We start from the raw sequence: 16,935 nt of genomic DNA, 5'->3' as shown, positions 1-16,935 counted from the left end.
GGCCCGGACGGCTCACTCCTCCGGGTGCAGCACCCGGTGCAGGAACGCGCGGGTGCGCTCGTGCCGCGGGTCGCCGATCACCTGGGCGGGGTCGCCGTCCTCGACGACGACGCCGCCGTCCATGAAGACCACCCGGTCGGCCACCTGACGGGCGAAGCCCATCTCGTGGGTGACCACGAGCATGGTCATGCCCTCCTCGGCCAGCTTGCGCATGACCGTGAGCACGTCGCCGACCAGCTCGGGGTCGAGCGCCGAGGTGGGCTCGTCGAACAGCATCAGGTCGGGGTTCATGGCCAGCGCCCTGGCGATGGCCACCCGCTGCTGCTGCCCGCCGGACAGCTGGGTCGGGTAGGAGTCGCACTTGGCGCCGACGCCCACCTTCTCCAGGTTCTCCCGGGCCACGACCTCGGCCTCCCGCCTGCCGCGCTTCAGCACGCGCTGCTGGGCGATCATGACGTTCTGCAGCGCGGTCATGTGCGGGAACAGGTTGAACTGCTGGAAGACCATCCCGATGCGGCGTCGTACGGCGTCGATGTCCACGTCGGGGTCGGTCACCTCCACGCCCTGCACGAACACCTTGCCCTTGGTGGGCTCCTCCAGCAGGTTCACGCAGCGCAGCAGCGTGGACTTGCCCGAGCCGGACGGCCCGATGACGCACACCACCTGGCCCGGCTCGACCGTCATGTCGATGCCCTTGAGCACTTCGTTCTGGCCGAAGTACTTGTGCAGCTCTCGTAGCTCGATGGCGTGCGTCATTGGCTCCTCCGCTTACGCCCCTCAAGCCGGGACGCGAGGTAGCCCAGCGGGATCGTGACGATCAGGTACGTCACGCCGGCGACCATGATGGGCGTGGCGTTGGCGTACTGGGAGGCCAGGTCGTTGCCGAACTTGGCCAGCTCGACGTACTCGCCGGAGACGCCCAGGAACAGCACCAGCGAGGAGTCCTTGAGCAGGGACACGAACTGGTTGGTGGTCGGCGGGATCACCATGCGGATGGCCTGCGGGATGACCACCGTCACCTGCGCCCGGGTCGCGGACATGCCGAGCGACCTGGCGGCCTCCGTCTGGCCCTTGGGGACCGCCTGCAGGCCCGCCCGGAAGACCTCCGCCTGGTAGGCGGCGCCGACCAGGCCGAGGCCCAGGATGCCCTGTCCGTACGTGCCGAACGGCACCTCGAACCCGGGCAGCGCGAGCGGCAGGAAGGTGATCATCAGGAAGATGAGCAGCGCCGGCAGGCCGCGGAAGATCTCGATGTAGACGGTCGCGATCCACCGGTACGGCCGCACCTGCGACAACCGCATGAGCGCGAGCAGCAGCCCGAGCACGAACGCGAAGACGAAACCGCCCACCGTGTAGATGATCGTGTTGCGCAGCGCGATCGTGAACAGGTCGGGCAGCGCCTGCTTGGCCACGTCGACCTTGGCGAAGTTCTGGGCGAGGCTGGCCCAGTCGGCGTACAGGACGACAGCGACGAGCACGGCGGCCAGCACGACGTACTGGACGGCCCGCGTGATCCGCTGTTTCTTCCGAGGGCTGAGCCCGGCCCGGCCGGGCTCAGCGGTCTTCGGCTGGTCGGCCATGGATCAGCCCAGCTCGCCGGGCTTCTTGCCGAACCACTTCACGTAGATCTTCTCGTAGTTCCCGTCCTGCTTGGCCTTGGTGATCTCTTCGTTGATCGTCTTGAGCAGGGTCGGGTCGGCGCCCTTCTTCAGGCCGATGCCGTACTGCTCGCCGGTGTCCAGGCTGGCGATCAGCTCGAACTTCTCGGCGATCTCGGGCTTCTTCAGCCAGGTCAGCACCACGGGAAGGTCCTGGACGATCACGTCGGCCTGCCCGGCCTGCAGGGCCAGCAGCTCCTTGGCCGAGTCGGCGTACTCGGTGGGGTTGAGGCCCTGCTTCTTGACGTAGTCGAGGCCGGTCGTGCTGGCCTGCGCGCCCAGCTTGAGGTTCTTGGCCTTGACGTCCTCAAGGGACTTGGCGCCCGAGCCCTTCTTGGCCAGCAGCGCCTGGGTGGCGTCGAAGTAGGGCTCGGAGAAGTCGATGTTCTGCTTGCGCTCGTCGGTGATCGTCATGCCGGCGGCGGCCACGTCGCACTTGCCCGCGGCCATGGCGGCGCCACTCTTGATCACCGCGAAGTCGATGTCCACGATGTTCTGGGTCACGCCGAGCTTCTTCGCGGCGAGGTCGACGATGTCCACGTCGAACCCGACGATCTTGCCGCTGTCGTCCTTGAACTGGAACGGCTCGTACGGGATGTTCGTGCAGACCGTGAGCTTGCCGGGCTGGACGAGCTTCACGCCGCCGGCCGCGGAGGCGCTCGCGCCGGTCGTGCTGCCGGAGGAGCCTCCGCTGTCGCTGCCACAGGCGCTGAGGGCGAGAGCGGCGGTCAGGGCGAGCGCGCCGACAGCGTAGCCACGGCGGCCCTTGGGGCTGAGGGCCATGTACGGCCTCCTCGAAAGAGTTATGCCACGTAACTTGCGTTTTGTGCAGTTTAAATGGGGTTTAGCTGCGGTCCGTCATCCCGCGTTTAACGATGCGTCAACGGAACGGCGTCGGCTCCGACACCATCGACCATCTCACCATGTGGCACTATGGGGAGACGGGTGACCCCCGTAACCCCTCAGAGACGACCGACGAGGGGGAGCTTGGCAGCTACCGAAGCCAGCCCACTCGCGCTCGTACGCCGAAGGTCTCTTCCGCTCCGATGAATACAGGGGTCGCTGTGTCTGCCACGCCCGCTTCTGCTTCCGTCGAACCGCTCGACCTCGATCCGGCCTTCGCGCTCCACCGCGGGGGCAAGCTGGAGGTCCGCTCGACCATTCCCGTCCGCGACGCCGACGACCTGTCGCTCGCCTACACGCCCGGCGTCGCGCGGGTCTGCACCGCCATCGCCGAGACGCCTTCGCTGGTCAACGACTACACCTGGGTCTCCAACGTGGTCGCCGTCGTCACCGACGGCACCGCCGTGCTCGGCCTGGGCGACATCGGGCCGTCGGCCGCCATGCCGGTCATGGAGGGCAAGGCGCTGCTGTTCAAGGAGTTCGGAAACGTCGACGCCGTCCCGATCTGCCTCGACTGCACCGACGTCGACGCGCTGGTCGAGACCGTCGTGCGCCTCGCGCCGTCGTTCGGCGGCGTCAACCTGGAGGACATCAGCGCCCCGCGCTGCTTCGAGGTCGAGGACCGGCTGCGCGACCTGCTCGACATCCCGGTCTTCCACGACGACCAGCACGGCACCGCCATCGTCGCCCTGGCCGCCCTGCGCAACGCCGCCCGCCTGACCGGCCGCGCGCTCGGCGACCTGCGCGCCGTCGTGGCCGGCGCGGGCGCGTCCGGCGTCGCCGTCACCCGCATCCTGCTGGGCGCCGGCATCGGCGACATCGCGGTCGCCGACTCCAAGGGGATGATCTACGAGGGCCGCGAAGGGCTCAACCCGGTCAAGGAGGCCCTGGCCCGCGAGACCAACCGGGCCGGCCACACCGGCTCCACCGAGGAGGCCCTGGCCGGCGCCGACGTCTTCCTCGGGCTGTCCGGCTCGACCGTCTCCGAGGCGGCCATCGCGTCCATGGCGCCCGACGCCATCGTCTTCGCGCTGTCCAACCCGACCCCGGAGGTCCATCCCGAGGTGGCCGCCAGGCACGCCAGGGTGGTCGCCACCGGGCGCTCCGACTTCCCCAACCAGATCAACAACGTCCTGGCCTTCCCGGGGGTCTTCCGCGGCGCCCTCGACGTGCGGGCCACGACGATCACCGAGAACATGAAGGTGGCCGCCGCCGAGGCGCTGGCCGCCGTCGTCGGCGACGACCTGTCGGCCACGTACGTCATCCCGAGCCCGTTCGACCGGCGGGTGGCCCCCGCGGTGACCGCCGCCGTGGCCGCCCAGGCCCGCGCCGACGGCGTCGCGCGCCTCTGATCCACCGTCACGAGCGGGGGCCGATCGGCCCCCGCTCGCTCGTTCTCCCGCTTCCGCCCAGGTCAGCAGGCCTTGCGGTTTCCCGCCCGCGGCATGGGTAGGTGAGTTCCCCGTCCAGGTGAGCCGGATCCAGATCCTGATCCCGAGCAGGACTGGCGAAGGGATTGCGATGGAGTTCGCGTGACCTTTGGGAACTGCCGAAAAGCCTTTACGCAACGTGCTATAAAAATAGCTCTCTGTAAGGATGTGGGCGCCGACTCCTGTGACGAGGAGAGCGATGGAACGCGAGCCTAACCGACTGCTCCAGCAGCTCATCGCCGAGGCGGGTTTCTCCCACAAGGGATTGGCCAGGCGCCTCAACGACCTGGGAGCCGCGCGCGGCACCCCGGGCCTGAAGTACGACCACAGCTCTGTGCTGCGGTGGATCGGGGGTCAGAAGCCACGGGATCCCGTCCCGTGCCTGCTCACGGAGATATTCGCGCTGCGGCTCGGCCGCCCGGTGAGCTCGGAGGACCTGGGCATGCCGACCAACATCACGCCCCTCGATCTCGGTCAGGAGTTCACCCACACGTGGCAGGAGGGGGTCGCGACCGTGACGGCGTTGTGGCGGGCCGACGTGGAGAGACGGAGGTTTCTGATCGACTCCACCTTCGCGATCGGAGCAGGATCCGTCGGAGCCATACGCTGGCTGACGGCGCCTCCGGAAGGGCGTCCCAGCGGCACCGGGGCCCGCCGGGTGGGCAGGGCCGACATCGCCGCGATCCACGAGGTGACCCGGTCCTTCGGCGAACTCGACAACCGCTTCGGCAGCGGCCGGGTGCGCTCGTCCGTCGTGAAGTACCTCGACACCGCCGTCTCCCCCCTGCTCAAGGACGGCAGCTACGGGGAGTCCACCGGCAAGCAGCTGGCCGCCGCGGCCGCCGAGCTGACCCGCCTGGCCGGCTGGATGGCCTACGACATGGAGCAGCACGGCCTGGCCCAGCGCTACCTCATCCAGGCCCTCCGCCTGGCCAGGGGCGCCGACGACCACACCCTGGGCGGCGAGATCCTGGCCGGCATGGCCCACCAGGCCATCTACATGGGCCAGCCGGCCCACGCCCTCGACCTGGCCAGGGCGGCCCAGCTCGCCGCCCGGCGGGCCGGCGTCCAGACCCTGCTGTCCTCCGCGCAGGTGCTGGAGGCCCACGCGCACGCGGGCCTCGGCGACCCCAGGTCCTGCGGGGCCTCCCTGCACCAGGCCGAGCTGGCCTTCGACGCCCGCAGGCCCACGGAGGAGCCGCGCTGGCTCAGCTACTTCGACGAGGCCTACCTGTCGGCCAAGTTCGCCCACTGCTTCCGCGACCTGGGGGAGGGCGAGCGCACGGTGCGGCTGGCGCGGCGCTCCCTCGACATGGACACCCGGTACGTGCGGGGGCGCATGTTCAACCTGTCCCTGCTGGCGGCCGGGCTGCTGGAGTGCGGCGAGCTGGAGGAGGCGTGCCAGGCGGCGGGCAACGCGCTGGCGCTGGCGGGCGAGCTGCAGTCGGCGCGGTCGCGGTCGTACGCGGCGGACCTGCGGCGGCGGCTGGAGCCCTACAAGAACGAGCGGGCCGTGATGGCGCTGCGGGAGCGTACGCGCGAGCTCACGTCCGTGTGACGGCTCCGGGACGGCTCAGGACCGCTTTGGGACGGCTTCGCGACGCTTCGGGACGGGCGAGGCCCCGGGCCGTCTCTTCGGCGGTCCCGGGGCTTCGGCGTCGCTAGTCGAGCAGTTCGCCGTTCGGGCCGACGATGCTCTTGGTCTCGGCGTAGTTGGCCTTGTTGTAGACGTCGGCCACCTCGCCGTCGAAGTAGGCGGAGCTGATGAAGTCGATCCGGTCGTTGCCGTCCTGGTCGTGGAACATGCTCGTCACGCCGTTGACGTAACCGGTGCGCTTGCCGTTGTCGTACTTCATGAGCCAGGGGCCGCCGTCGGCGCCGGGGGTCATGGAGCACTTGAGCACCTGGTGCTCCTCGACCCGGAAGGTGTTGACCTGGTACGTCTTGGTGCCGGTCGTGCCGGAGCACCACTTGGGGGTCACGCCGGTGTAGGGCTTGTCGCCGTCGGGGTGGGGGGCGGCGGGGTAGCCGAAGACGGTGACCTTCTGGCCGCGCGGCTGGTTCCACGCGAAGCCCTGCCCGCCGACGACGTCCCCGAGCCGGCCCATGTCCTTGGCCTTGGCGTTGTCCGGGAAGATGAAGTACGCGTCGTGGAAGTACTTGGTCGAGCTGCTGACCTTGTACCACTGGACGACGTAGTACTGGGTCAGCCAGTAGTCGCCCAGGTTGTCCTTCCAGACCTTGCCGAGCACCTTGCCCTCGGCCTTCTCGTCAAGCTTCTGCTTGTACTGGGCCTCGGTGAGGGCGGTGTTCTTGGTGGCGCCCTTGTCGCCGTTCTTCCACAGGGCGGGGTTCTGGTTGGCGGCGGGGGCGGCAGCGTACTGGCCCTCGGTCACCTCGACCTCGTCCACGGTGGGGACGGAGTCCTCGAAATTGCCGCCGGCCGCGTCCTTGGAGGTCACGTTGTCGGCGCGGAAGCCGCCATTGGGGCCGTACTTGTCCAGGCCCTCCTTGTACTGCTGCTCGGCGGTCTTGCCGCCGGGGATGTCCTTGAGCTCGGTGGACTTGACGTCCTTCTTGCCGTCGAACTTGTCGAACTCCGACTTCAGCACCTGCTTGCCCTCGGCCTGTTCGGCGACCAGGGAGAAGCCGTTGTGGACCGCGACGAAGGCGAAGTCGCCGTCGTAGTCGTCGTAGGTGTCGAGGTCGTAGGACGTGAAGGCGTAGGCGCCGACGTAGACGCCCCAGGGAGCCTTGCCCTGGTAGTAGCCGGGCACGAAGATCCACTTGGCGTAGACGTCCTTGCCGGTCTCGTACACACAGTGGCCGGCGGTCGCCACGAGGTTGCGGTTGCGAGCCTGGATGGAGGTGGCCGAGCACCAGCGGTAGCGGCCCGCGTGGTCGACGAAGAACACCTTGCCGATGGTCTTGGGCAGGTTGACGTTCTTGCTGGCCGTGGGCTTCGGCGTGCCGGTGGGAGCGGTCAGGCCGGGCTTGCCGTCGGGGACGCCGTCCTTGCTCTGCGTGGCGACCAGCTTGGAGACGTTCTTGGCGTCCCAGTTGTACTGCGTCGCCTTGCGCAGGGCCGCGCCGTTCGCGCCCAGCCAGAACTTGGCGGTGCTGTACGCGTCGGCGGGCTTGGGCATCAGGTTGTCGGTGACCCAGTCAGGGGCGGCACTGGACGGCTGGGCAAGGAGTGCGGCGCTCAAGCCGGCGGCGGCGAGGGGGATGAGCAGGCGCTTCAAGGGAGGCTCCACGAAGTTGTCAAGAAGGGCGTCAAAACCCTATCGACCCTCTTGTCACTCTGGTAAGGGATCGTCTCAGTTTTCGCCAGAAAAGGCCGAAGGGCCCGGCAAATGCCGAGCCCTTCGGGTGAAGCTAGGTTGAGCGGAGGTTTGGACCCTCAGCCCGGTATCCGTCCGAAGATCAGCTGTCGGCCTTCGGAAGGATGGTGCCCGACCACACGTTCGCCGCGGCGGCGTAGACCGAGTTGGTCTCACCGTCGAAGTACGGCGAGGACATGTAGTCCCAGCGGTCGTTGTTGTCCGTGTCGTACAGAACGCTGGTCACGCCGTTGACGTAGCCCATGCGCTTGGCGTTGCTGTACTTGAGGAGCCACGGGGCGCCGTTGTAGCCGCCGGTGACGGCGCACTTCAGCGAGATGTGCTCTTCGATCTTCAGGCTCGGGACCTTGGTCGCCTTCGCGCCGGTCTTGCCGTAGCACCACTTCGGCGTAACGCCGGAGTAGGGCTTCGAGCCGTCGGGGTGCTTGGCGTAGGGGTAGCCGAAGGTACGGACGTACTTACCGGTGGGCTGGTTCCACGCGAAGCCCTGGCCACCGACGTTGTCGCCGAGGCGACCCGTGTCGGTCAGGGACAGGTCCCCACCCGGGTAGATGAAGAACGAGTCGTGGAAGTACTTGGTCGCGCTGCTGACCTTGTACCACTGGATGACGTAGTACTGGGTCAGCCAGTAGTCGCCCAGGTTGTCCTTCCAGACCTTGCCGAGCACCTTGCCCTGAGCCTTCTCGTCAAGCTTCTGCTTGTACTGAGCCTCGGTGAGCGGGGTGTTCTTGGTGGCGCCCTTGTCGCCGTTCTTCCACAGGCCGGGGTTCTCGCTGGCGGCGGGGGCGGCAGCGTACTGGCCCTCCGTCACCTCGACCTCGTCCACGGTGGGAACGGAGTCCTCGAAGTTGCCGCCAGCCGGCTCCTTGGAGGTCACGTTCTCGGCGCGGAAGCCACCGTTGGGGCCGTACTTGTCCAGGCCCTCCTTGTACTGCTGCTCAGCGGTCTTCCCACCGGGGATGTCCTTGAGCTCGGTGGACTTGACTTCCTTCTTGCCCTCGAACTTGTCGTACTCGGCCTTGGTGACCTGGTGCGACTCAACCTTGCTGTAGTTGAGGTTGACACCGTTGTAAACGGTGACGAACGCGTAGTCGCGGTCGAAGTCCTCGTAGTTCGAGAAGTCGTAGTGCGTGAAGGCCTGCTTGCCCACGTAGATGCCCCACGGGGTCTTGCCCTGGTAGTAACCCGGGACGAACACCCAGCGGGAGACGACCTCGTCGTTGGCGGCGATGTCGTACACGCAGTGACCAGCCGTCGCAACCAGGTTGCGGTAGTTCGACTGGATGGAGGTGCCGGAGCACCAGTACAGCTTGCCGTCGCGACCCTCGAAGAAGACCTTGCCGATGGACTTCGGCAGGTTCACGTTCTGGGACTTGACCGTGACGGTCTTCTCGGCGCCGATCGGCGGGGTGGAGCCGGGCTTGCCGTCAGCGACGTACCCGCCCTTCTGCACGATCTTCTTGACGTCCTTGTTGTCCCAGTAGTAGGCCGTGGCCTGCCGCAGGGCAGCGTTGTCGGACTTGGTCCAGAAGTTGATGATCTCAGCAGCCTTCTGCTGGCTGGCAGCCAGAGCGGCGGCGTCGACGTCCGGGTCGGCCTGAGCGGCACCGGCGAGGCCGGCGGCCAGCAGACCAGTGGCCAGAATGGCGCCACCGGCGGGGAGGAGGATGCGCTTCAAGGTAACTCCTTGCGCTGTCGTGGAACGCCTCTTGCGTCCCATGCGTCAGTAAAGGGATAGCCAGGAACATACAGTGTCGATCTTGAAGTCGGGTAGCCGCTTTGAGAGGAAAAGATGCGACAAGCCGGGCGTTATCGTTCTGTGATGTTTAGGGCGTTGTGGCGCAGGAGTCAGGGGAAGTCGGGCTTGAGGGCGTTTGCCCTGATCAACATGAACGAGGGGCGGGCGCCGGTTGCGGGGTCGCCGCTCGGCCTTGATCGGGTCCGCGAGAGCAGTGTGACGCAGATCACATCGGCCTGATGGCACCGTTTCGGCGTCGCATGCGTCCAAACGCCTTCACTTTCCGGCCCGGAAAGGCCGAAGGGCCCGGCGGATGCCGAGCCCTTCGGTTGCTGACGGTTCGTACGGGCGGTCAGGACCGCCCGTCGGAAGCCGTCAATCAGACGATCTTGCCGGACCAAACGTTGGCAGCGGCCTTGTAGACGACGTTCGTCTCACCGTCGAAGTACGGCGAGGAGATGTAGTCCACGCGGTTGTTGCCGTCCTGGTCGTTGAAGGTGCTGGTGACACCGTTCACGTAACCGAGGCGCTTGGAGTTGCTGTAGTTGAGGAGCCAAGGACCACCGTCGGCGCCCTCGGTCATGGCGCACTTGAGCGCCACGTGCTCCTCGATCTTCTTGGCGGCCGAACCGACCAGCTTCTTGGTGGTCTTGCCGTAGCACCACTTCGGCGTGATGCCGGTGTAGTTCTTGTGGCCGTCGGGGTGCGGCGCGGCCGGGTAGCCGAACACGCGGACGTACTTGCCCGTGGGCTGGTTCCAGGCGAAGCCCTGGCCGCCGACGTTGTCGCCGAGGCGACCGGCGTCCTTGGCCGCGACGTCTCCACCGGTGTAGATGAAGAACGAGTCGTGGTAGTACCGGGTCGTCTTGGTGACCTTGTACCACTGGACGACGTAGTACTGGGTCAGCCAGTAGTCGCCCTGGCTGTCCTTGTAGACCTTGCCGAGAACCTTGCCCGCAGCCTTCTCGTCAAGCTTCTGCTTGTACTGAGCCTCGGTGAGCGGGGTGTTCTTGATGGCACCCTTGTCGCCGTTCTTCCACAGGCGGGGGTTCTCGTTGGCGGCGGGGGCGGCGTTGTACTGGCCCTCGGTCACCTCGACCTTGTCGACCGTGGGGATCGCGTCGGTGAAGTTACCGCCGGAGGCCTCCTCGGTCGTGGTGGTCTCGGCGCGGAAGCCACCGTTGGGGCCGTACTTGTCCAGGCCCTCCTTGTACTGCTGCTCGGCGGTCTTGCCGCCGGGGATGTCCTTGAGCTCGGTGGACTTGACGTCCTTCTTGCCCTCGAACTTGTCGAACTCCGACTTGAGGACCTGCTTCTCCTGGACCGCGCTGGTCGAGAGGGAGACGCCGTTGTACACGGTCACGAACGCGTAGTCGCGGTCGTAGTCCTCGTACACGTCGAAGTCGTAGTGGGTGAAGGCCTGCTTGCCCACGTAGATGCCCCAGGGAGCCTTGCCCTGGTAGTAACCGGGGACGAAGACCCACTTGGACATGACGTCGGCGTTGGCGCCGGTGTCGTAGACGCAGTGACCGGCCGTGGCGACCAGGTTGCGGTACTTCGACTGGAGCGAGGTGGCGGAGCACCACTTCTTCTCGCCCTTGCCGTTGACGAAGAACACCTTGCCGATGGTCTTCGGCATGTTGACGTTCTGCGTCTTGGCGGTGGTCTTCTTCTCCTCACCAATCGGGGCAGTGGTGCCCGGCTTGGTGTCGGCGCTGTAGCCGCCCTTGCTCTGCAGCTTGGCGACGTCCGCCTTGTCCCAGACGTTGGACTCGGTGGCGGCCCGGAGGGCGGCACCGTTGTTCTCGGCCCAGAAACCGGCGATCGCCTTCGCGTTGGCCGCGCTCGCCGCCATCGCGTCGGTGGAGATGTCGCTGTCGGCCGAGGCCGTACCGGCGAGGCCGGCGGCCAGGAGGCCGGTAGCCAGGATGGCGCCACCGGCGGGGATGAGGATGCGCTTCAAGGGAACTGCTCCTTGGTCTGTCGTGGGTCGCAACATGCGTCCCATGCGTCAGTAAAGGGATAGCAAGGAACATAGCCAGTGATCTCCGCAGGTGAAAGCCGTTCTGAGGGGATCGGTAAGGGGCGTTTTCGCCGTTATCGTGCTGTTATCTGTCAGAGGCTTTGGCGTGACGTTACCGGAAGGTGATGTTTTCGCTGGACCTGTAGGGGATTCGGCGGTCGGGACGAAAGTTCCGTTAGGGGCTCGTTGCGCTGTGTGACTGGATGAATGTGATCCAGATCACAGGAACCAGATTGGGGCCCCATCCGTCTAAATCGGCCCGTCACTCACAGGTGATCTTCAGGTTCGGCTCAGGATCCCTCAGGTTTCGACAATCTGCCCGTTTTTGTAGGGGGTCCGGACCCAACATGCCCTGCGTGCTATGTGGCTATTTGGGGTGTTTGTCGCTTTTGGGCATGGCGAAGCGAGGGGCGGCGGCAGCCGCGACCCTGAAGCGTCAGGGGAGAAGGATGGTGCGGACCGTCCGCCAGGAGGCTGTGTCGGCTGCGTTGAGCAGGCCCAGTCTGGGGACGGACGGGCTGTACGGGGTGGCGTCGAGGTGGCGGGCGGCGCCGCCGGCCTCCGTCAGCAGCAGGACGCCCGGCGCGTGGTCCCAGGGGAGCGTCCGGTGGAACAGCAGGAAGTCCTGGTCGCCGTTCAGGAGGCGGGGATAGTCCACGCCGGCGCACTTCGTGCCAGGGGTGAGGGCGGCGAAGCGGGGTTCGGCCGCCGCCACGTGGGCCTTGGCGTCGTCGTCCAGGAAGCGGGTGAGGACGGCGCCGCGCAGCCGGGCGGGGTCGGCGGGAGGCGCGGCGCGGTGGACGGGGATGCCGTTCCGCCAGGCTCCGGAACCGAGCTCGGCGACGTAGACGTCGTCCTCGGCCGGCCGCACGATCCAGGACGCGACCGTCTGGCCCGACCGGACCAGGGCTGCCATCACCGCGTACTCGGGGCGGCCCGCGACGAAGTTGGCCGTGCCGTCCAGGGGGTCGACCAGCCAGGCGGTGGGGGCGTCGTGCAGGGCGGACAGGAGCGCGGGGTCCGCGGAGGCCGCCTCCTCGCCGACGACGGGGGCGTCCAGGAGGTCGCGGAGGCGGCGGCTGATCAGCTCCTCGGCCTCACGGTCGGCCACGGTGACCACTTCGCCCGGTGTCTTCTCCGAGACGTCACCGGCGGCGAGGGCGCGGAACCGGGGGAGGATCGCGATCTCGGCGGTCTCGCGAAGGATCTCGGTCACCGCGTCGATCAGCATGGGGCCCATGCTAGACATCGGGTGCTATGGGGTTGAAGGGGGCCTTCGTCCGTGGGTGCGGTTGATCGGGCATGGATGGGAGACGTGCCAGTGCCTGGTGCTCCCCCGTGGTCGGCGGGGCCGCCCCTGCTCGTTTCGGTCCTTGGGCCTTGATTTCGGGCAGGGGCGGCTGTCGCGGTCTCTGCTAGATGGTGGCGATTCCCGCGGCGCGCAGCTCGGTGCCGGTGAAGCGGAGCGTTCCGGCGTCGGGGTTCTTGGAGTCGCGGAGTGCGTAGGCGTCGTCGATGCCGGGGATCTGCGCGATCAGGACGCAGGTCTCCACGTGGTCGCCCGGTGGGCCGCCGCCGCGAAGTTGGGTGAAGGGCACGTCATCGAGGTTGCCGCGGTACAGGTCTGTCATGAGTGCTTCCTTTCGTCTCGTCAGCGGCCCGCGGGGGGATCGCTTGGAAGATACAAGCACTAGACATGATAGGACCTCTCCATACCTTGAATGAGGTAGTCATTTGTCCTCGTAGGTTCTGCGTCCCTTAGCGTTTTTCTATGGCCTTGGTGGACAAAAGCGACCGCATCGACCATGTCGGGCCGAACCTGGTGTGGCGGCAACTGGCCAAGGACGTCGAGGCCGACATCGCCTCCGGCCTGCTGGCCCCCGGCGCCAAGCTGCCCGCCGAGCTGGAGCTGGCGAGCCAGTACGGCGTCTCCCGGGTGACGGTCCGGCGCGCGGTCAAGGATCTGGCGGAGCGCGGCCTGCTGGTCGTCGTCCATGGGCGGGGGACGTTCGTGTCGCGCGGGTCCGCGTAGGTGGGCTTGGCGCTGGGGTGCTCGCTCCGGGGGGCGCGGGCCGCCGCCTCGGCGGCGCCGGGAGGTCGTGCCCGTCAAGCGTCTGGGCCATCTGGCCGCTCATTCGCCGGTGACGGCGCCGGCGGGTGACCGCGTCGCCGTCCGGTAGTCAGCGGGCCGGCCGTGCGTGCGGCCCGCTCGTTCTACCTTGCCTGGTCACCAGCTGCGGACGCGGGGGCGGCGGCGCATGCGTTCCAGCATCGCCTCGTTGAAGGCCGCGGACACGGATGCGAACTCGCCGTCCTCGACCGCTCGGTCGACGTACGCCTTGACGTGGGGGTCGAGGGTGATCGTGACCTCCGGGGCCGTCGTGGCGGGAGCGGTCGCGGGCTCGTCCTGATCCTCGGTCATACCGACATCTTGCGCCACAAGGGCTGGCGAATCACGCCCCGAAACGCTGCAGATTCGACGGATGCCCAGCGAGCTTCCAGTGGGAGTGTCGGGAACGCGGGTGGGGCATGCCGTCCGCGGTTGGGTGGGCGGTGACGGCGGGAGTTCCATGGCGCCGAAGGCGCGTGGGGTGCGCCGGTAGGCGCCTGATCGGGAAGGGTCTGAGCCCTTGTGGGCGCGGAGCGCCTTTGCTGGGGGAGTCGATTCGGGGGGCGGACAGGTGAGGGCCCCGGCGGCAAGGAGCAACGCCGGGGCCCTCTCTCCCCTGGTGAGGGCTTACTTGTAGAGCTCCCCGTTAGGCCCCACGATCTTCCCCGACGGGAAGTTGGTGGCCGCCTTGTACACGGCCGCCGTCTCGCCGTCGAAGTAGGGCGAGGTGATGTAGTCGATGCGGTCGTTGCCGTCCTGGTCGGCGAAGGTGCTGGTGACACCGTTCACGTAGCCGAGGCGCTTGGCGTTGCTGTAGTTCAGCAGCCACGGCCCGCCGTCGTAGCCGGGGGTGACGGCGCACTTCAGGCCGACGTGCTCCTCGATCTTGAGCCACGACGCGCCCACGGTCTTGGCCGTCGTCTTGCCGTAGCAGTGCTTCGGCGTGACACCGCTGTACGGCTTGTTGCCGTCGGGGTGCGGGGCCGCCGGGTAGCCGAAGGTGCGGACGAACTTGCCCGTCGGCTGGTTCCAGGCGAAGCCCTGGCCGCCCACGGCGTCGCCGAGCCGGCCGGCGTCCTTGGACAGCAGGATGTAGTAGTGGCCGCCCCAGGCGCGCTTCGGGCCGCTGAAGCGCTCGAAGTCCTTGCGGTCCACCTGCTTCACGCCGTCGAACTGGATGCCGTTGTAGACGGTGACGAACGCGTAGTCGCGGTCGTAGTCCTCGTAGTTGTCGAAGTCGTAGTGGGTGAAGGCCTGCTTGCCCACGTAGATGCCCCAGGGGGCCTTGCCCTGGTAGTAGCCCGGGACGAAGACCCAGTTGGACAGCGTGTCGCTGTTACTGTCCGTGTCGTACACGCAGTGGCCGGCGGTGGCGACCAGGTTGCGGTTGCCCGACTGGATCGAGGTGGCCGAGCACCAGCGGAACTTGCCGGAGCCGTCGACGAAGAAGACCTTGCCGATGCTCTTGGGCAGGTTCACGTTCTGGGACGCGCCGCCCTTCTGCGCGCCGGTCGGCGCGGTCATGCCGGGACGGCCGTCGGGGTCGTAGCCGCCCTTGGAGACGACCTTCCGCACTTCCTTGGAGTCCCAGGTGTACTGCGTGGCCTGGCGGAGGGCGGCGCCGTTGGAGGCGATCCAGAAGGAGGCGATCGAGGCGGCCTGGGAGTTGCTGCCGGCCATCGGGTCGTTGGAGACACCGCCGTCGGCCTGGGCGGTGGCGGAGAGCCCGGCGGCCAGAAGGCCGGTCGCCACGACCGCGCCGCCGACGGGGAGGAGGATTCGCTTCAAGGTAACTCCAGGTTGCGCTGACAGGAGGCGCCTCTTGCACCCCGAAATTCAGCAAACGGACGACCCGGAACCTATAACGCTGACAGGGCGAATGGAAATTTTCGGTAGATCATGTCAGCGCTCCCAGCCAGCGCCGTTACCGTATCGAGATCAAAGGATCGGCTGATCACGTCCCGTGATCACCTGGTTGCATGTGACTTACGTCACATTTACCGGCGTGGTGAGTGCGGCGGCGCGTCGGTAGACCTCCGCCGTGGTCGTGTCGAAGTACGGCGACGACACGGCGTCGTAGGTGCCCTTGGCGTCCCTGTTCCAGGTCAGGCTGTTGACGCCGTTCAGGTCGCCGAGTCCGCGGGCCGCGTCGTAGTCGACCAGCCAGGGGCCGCCGCTGGCGCCGGGGCTGAAGGCGCACGGCTGGAGCCGGACGCCCTTCTGCAGGTCGAGCGCGGGAGCCGCGGTCCAGTACGTGACGCTGCCCTGGCACGTCCGCAGCGTCTTGCCGTCGAACGGACGGGTGCCGTCGGGCTGCACGCCGGCCGGGAAGCCGAACGCCGTCATGGTGGCGGCCGCCGGCTTCCTGTTGATCTCCAGCCCCTGACCGCCCACGTTGTCCTGGAGGCGGCCGACGTCCTTCATCGTGTACGTGCCGTCCTTGGCCTGCTCCCAGACGAACCCGCGGTGCACGGTCACGAACGCGTAGTCGAAGTCGTAGTCGCCCTTGCCGGACCAGTCCTCGTGCATGCTGAGCGCGGCCCCCACGTAGATCCCGTCGGGCGTCTCGCCGTTGGGACCGGGGTTGGGTACGAAGATCCAGTATTCGGCGGCCTTGGCCTGGCGGGAGTCGTACGCGCAGTGGCCGGCCGTGGCCACGACGCTGCGGTTGCGGGCGGCGACCGCGCTGGCCGAGCACCAGTACTGCTTGGCGCCGAACTTGAAGAAGACCTTGCCCATGGTCTTGCCGGCGCCCCCCTGCTTGGGCGGCACGGGCGCGATGCCCTGCGTCGCGGACGTCCGCCGCACCGCCGTCACGGGCGAGGCGGGCCCGGAGGCGGCGCCGGCCGAGGACGTCGGGGCGGCCTGCGCGCCCGGCGTGGCGGGGCTGTAGCTGTCGGCCTGCTTGAGCTGGTCGGGACGCCAGTAGTCGGCGACCTTCCTCATGTCGGCGGCGGTCTTGGCCAGCGTGACGCCGAAGACCCGGCTCGCCGGCGCGGCGTTCGCGATCCCCGTGAAGGCAGGCAGCAACAGCAGCGCGCCGCCCAGGGCGGCCGCCGCCAGTTGCCTGGCCCGGGAGATCATGAAATGCCTTTCTTGGGGTCGTAAGGGTGGATTTTTCCAGATCAACTGCCTGTATTGCAGCCCGGATAGGGATTCGTTACCTGATCAAGAGTGCACCGTGTGCGATAAGGACGCCATCAGCCGATCCCTCCCGATACGCGTAAATGATCACGCGTGTCGGTCGTTGCCCCAGGTCAGAGGGCTGATAGAGGCTGCGCCTATGCATCGAATTCTCTGCATCATCGCGCTTTCCTGCGCCGCATTCGCCGCCGCTCCAGTGGCGAACGCCACGACCGGACCGCCCGATGTCCGGACGTCGCACAAGGGCCAAAGGCTTTTCCGGATCAGCGTCGGAGATCGGCAGGGCGTGCTGGAGTGCACCCCCGGCCGGGTCGCGCCGGGGCAGGTCGCGGCCTGTTCCGCTCTCGAACAGGTGGGCGGGAACCCGGCCCGTCTGAGCGGTCGTACGGGGGTCTCCTGCACCGCCGACTACGAGCCGGTGGACGTACGGGCGGAGGGCGTCTGGGACGGCGACCGCTACCGCTACTCGCAGACCTTCCCCAACGCCTGCGCCCTCGCCGTCGCCACGGGCCCGGTCTTCCGCGTCTGAGGCGCGGGTCTGGAGGCGTACGCCCGAGAGATCGACGACCGGGGAAGGCCCCGGAT

Annotated in this window: 15 protein-coding genes; 4 read left to right on the top strand and 11 right to left on the bottom strand. The window is 67.6% G+C overall.

The genetic code is table 11. The features are described 5' to 3' along the window. Positions 1-12: 12 nt before the first annotated feature. Genes AB0C33_RS18195 through AB0C33_RS18185 form a run of 3 tightly spaced genes read right to left on the bottom strand, consistent with a single transcriptional unit; the run spans position 13 to position 2,441 of the window. A complete protein-coding gene (locus AB0C33_RS18195) occupies positions 13-756 on the bottom strand; it encodes an amino acid ABC transporter ATP-binding protein (protein ID WP_352352340.1) in 744 nt (247 codons plus the stop codon). Next, complete coding sequence (locus tag AB0C33_RS18190; RefSeq protein ID WP_358288969.1) at positions 753-1,580, bottom strand: amino acid ABC transporter permease; 828 nt, start codon at positions 1,578-1,580, stop codon at positions 753-755. Before AB0C33_RS18190 ends, AB0C33_RS18195 begins: the two co-directional genes overlap by 4 nt. A 3-nt stretch (positions 1,581-1,583) precedes the next feature. Continuing rightward, positions 1,584-2,441, bottom strand: a complete 858-nt coding sequence (locus tag AB0C33_RS18185; protein ID WP_358288966.1) for an ABC transporter substrate-binding protein — start codon at positions 2,439-2,441, stop codon at positions 1,584-1,586. A 263-nt stretch (positions 2,442-2,704) separates the two neighbouring features. Between AB0C33_RS18185 and AB0C33_RS18180 the strand changes: the two genes are divergently transcribed. Continuing rightward, on the top strand, positions 2,705-3,913 hold the full coding sequence (locus tag AB0C33_RS18180) for an NADP-dependent malic enzyme (RefSeq protein WP_358288964.1): 1,209 nt from the start codon (positions 2,705-2,707) through the stop codon (positions 3,911-3,913). 277 nt (positions 3,914-4,190) lie between these two features. Beyond that, on the top strand, positions 4,191-5,549 hold the full coding sequence (locus AB0C33_RS18175; protein ID WP_358288963.1) for a hypothetical protein: 1,359 nt from the start codon (positions 4,191-4,193) through the stop codon (positions 5,547-5,549). 103 nt (positions 5,550-5,652) lie between these two features. On the opposite strand, the gene AB0C33_RS18170 is transcribed toward AB0C33_RS18175, so the two are convergent. From AB0C33_RS18170 to AB0C33_RS18150, 5 genes are all read right to left on the bottom strand, one after another. Continuing rightward, positions 5,653-7,236: a hypothetical protein gene (locus AB0C33_RS18170; RefSeq protein ID WP_358288960.1), complete on the bottom strand. Its 1,584-nt coding sequence runs from the start codon at positions 7,234-7,236 to the stop codon at positions 5,653-5,655. Positions 7,237-7,417: 181 nt separating this feature from the next. Continuing rightward, a complete protein-coding gene (locus AB0C33_RS18165) occupies positions 7,418-9,013 on the bottom strand; it encodes a hypothetical protein (protein WP_358288957.1) in 1,596 nt (531 codons plus the stop codon). 439 nt (positions 9,014-9,452) lie between these two features. Further along, positions 9,453-11,036 carry a hypothetical protein gene (locus tag AB0C33_RS18160; protein WP_358288955.1) on the bottom strand — a complete coding sequence of 528 codons (1,584 nt, stop codon included), beginning with the start codon at positions 11,034-11,036 and terminating at the stop codon, positions 9,453-9,455. A gap of 496 nt (positions 11,037-11,532) precedes the next feature. After that, positions 11,533-12,327 (bottom strand): inositol monophosphatase family protein, encoded by a 795-nt coding sequence (locus tag AB0C33_RS18155; protein ID WP_358288953.1) that lies wholly within the window; start codon positions 12,325-12,327, stop codon positions 11,533-11,535. Between the two features lie 184 nt (positions 12,328-12,511). Next, positions 12,512-12,727, bottom strand: a complete 216-nt coding sequence (locus AB0C33_RS18150) for a DUF397 domain-containing protein (protein ID WP_358288950.1) — start codon at positions 12,725-12,727, stop codon at positions 12,512-12,514. Positions 12,728-12,867: 140 nt separating this feature from the next. Between AB0C33_RS18150 and AB0C33_RS18145 the strand changes: the two genes are divergently transcribed. Beyond that, positions 12,868-13,128, top strand: a complete 261-nt coding sequence (locus AB0C33_RS18145; RefSeq protein ID WP_358288947.1) for a GntR family transcriptional regulator — start codon at positions 12,868-12,870, stop codon at positions 13,126-13,128. A 195-nt stretch (positions 13,129-13,323) separates the two neighbouring features. Here the strand turns inward: AB0C33_RS18145 and AB0C33_RS18140 are convergent, their stop codons facing one another. From AB0C33_RS18140 to AB0C33_RS18130, 3 genes are all read right to left on the bottom strand, one after another. Beyond that, positions 13,324-13,518 (bottom strand): hypothetical protein, encoded by a 195-nt coding sequence (locus AB0C33_RS18140; RefSeq protein ID WP_358288944.1) that lies wholly within the window; start codon positions 13,516-13,518, stop codon positions 13,324-13,326. Between the two features lie 315 nt (positions 13,519-13,833). Continuing rightward, entirely contained in the window at positions 13,834-14,994 is a 1,161-nt protein-coding gene (locus tag AB0C33_RS18135; protein ID WP_358288941.1) for a hypothetical protein, read from the bottom strand. A 198-nt stretch (positions 14,995-15,192) separates the two neighbouring features. After that, positions 15,193-16,290, bottom strand: a complete 1,098-nt coding sequence (locus AB0C33_RS18130; protein WP_358288938.1) for a hypothetical protein — start codon at positions 16,288-16,290, stop codon at positions 15,193-15,195. A 346-nt stretch (positions 16,291-16,636) separates the two neighbouring features. Here AB0C33_RS18130 and AB0C33_RS18125 point away from each other — a divergent pair, with 346 nt between their 5' ends. Continuing rightward, positions 16,637-16,879 (top strand): SSI family serine proteinase inhibitor, encoded by a 243-nt coding sequence (locus AB0C33_RS18125; RefSeq protein WP_352323540.1) that lies wholly within the window; start codon positions 16,637-16,639, stop codon positions 16,877-16,879. The last annotated feature ends 56 nt before the right edge of the window (positions 16,880-16,935 follow it).

Source organism: Nonomuraea sp. NPDC048881 (assembly GCF_040649795.1).
In the GTDB taxonomy this organism is placed as follows: domain Bacteria; phylum Actinomycetota; class Actinomycetes; order Streptosporangiales; family Streptosporangiaceae; genus Nonomuraea.
This window is presented reverse-complemented; position numbering and strand designations above follow the sequence as displayed.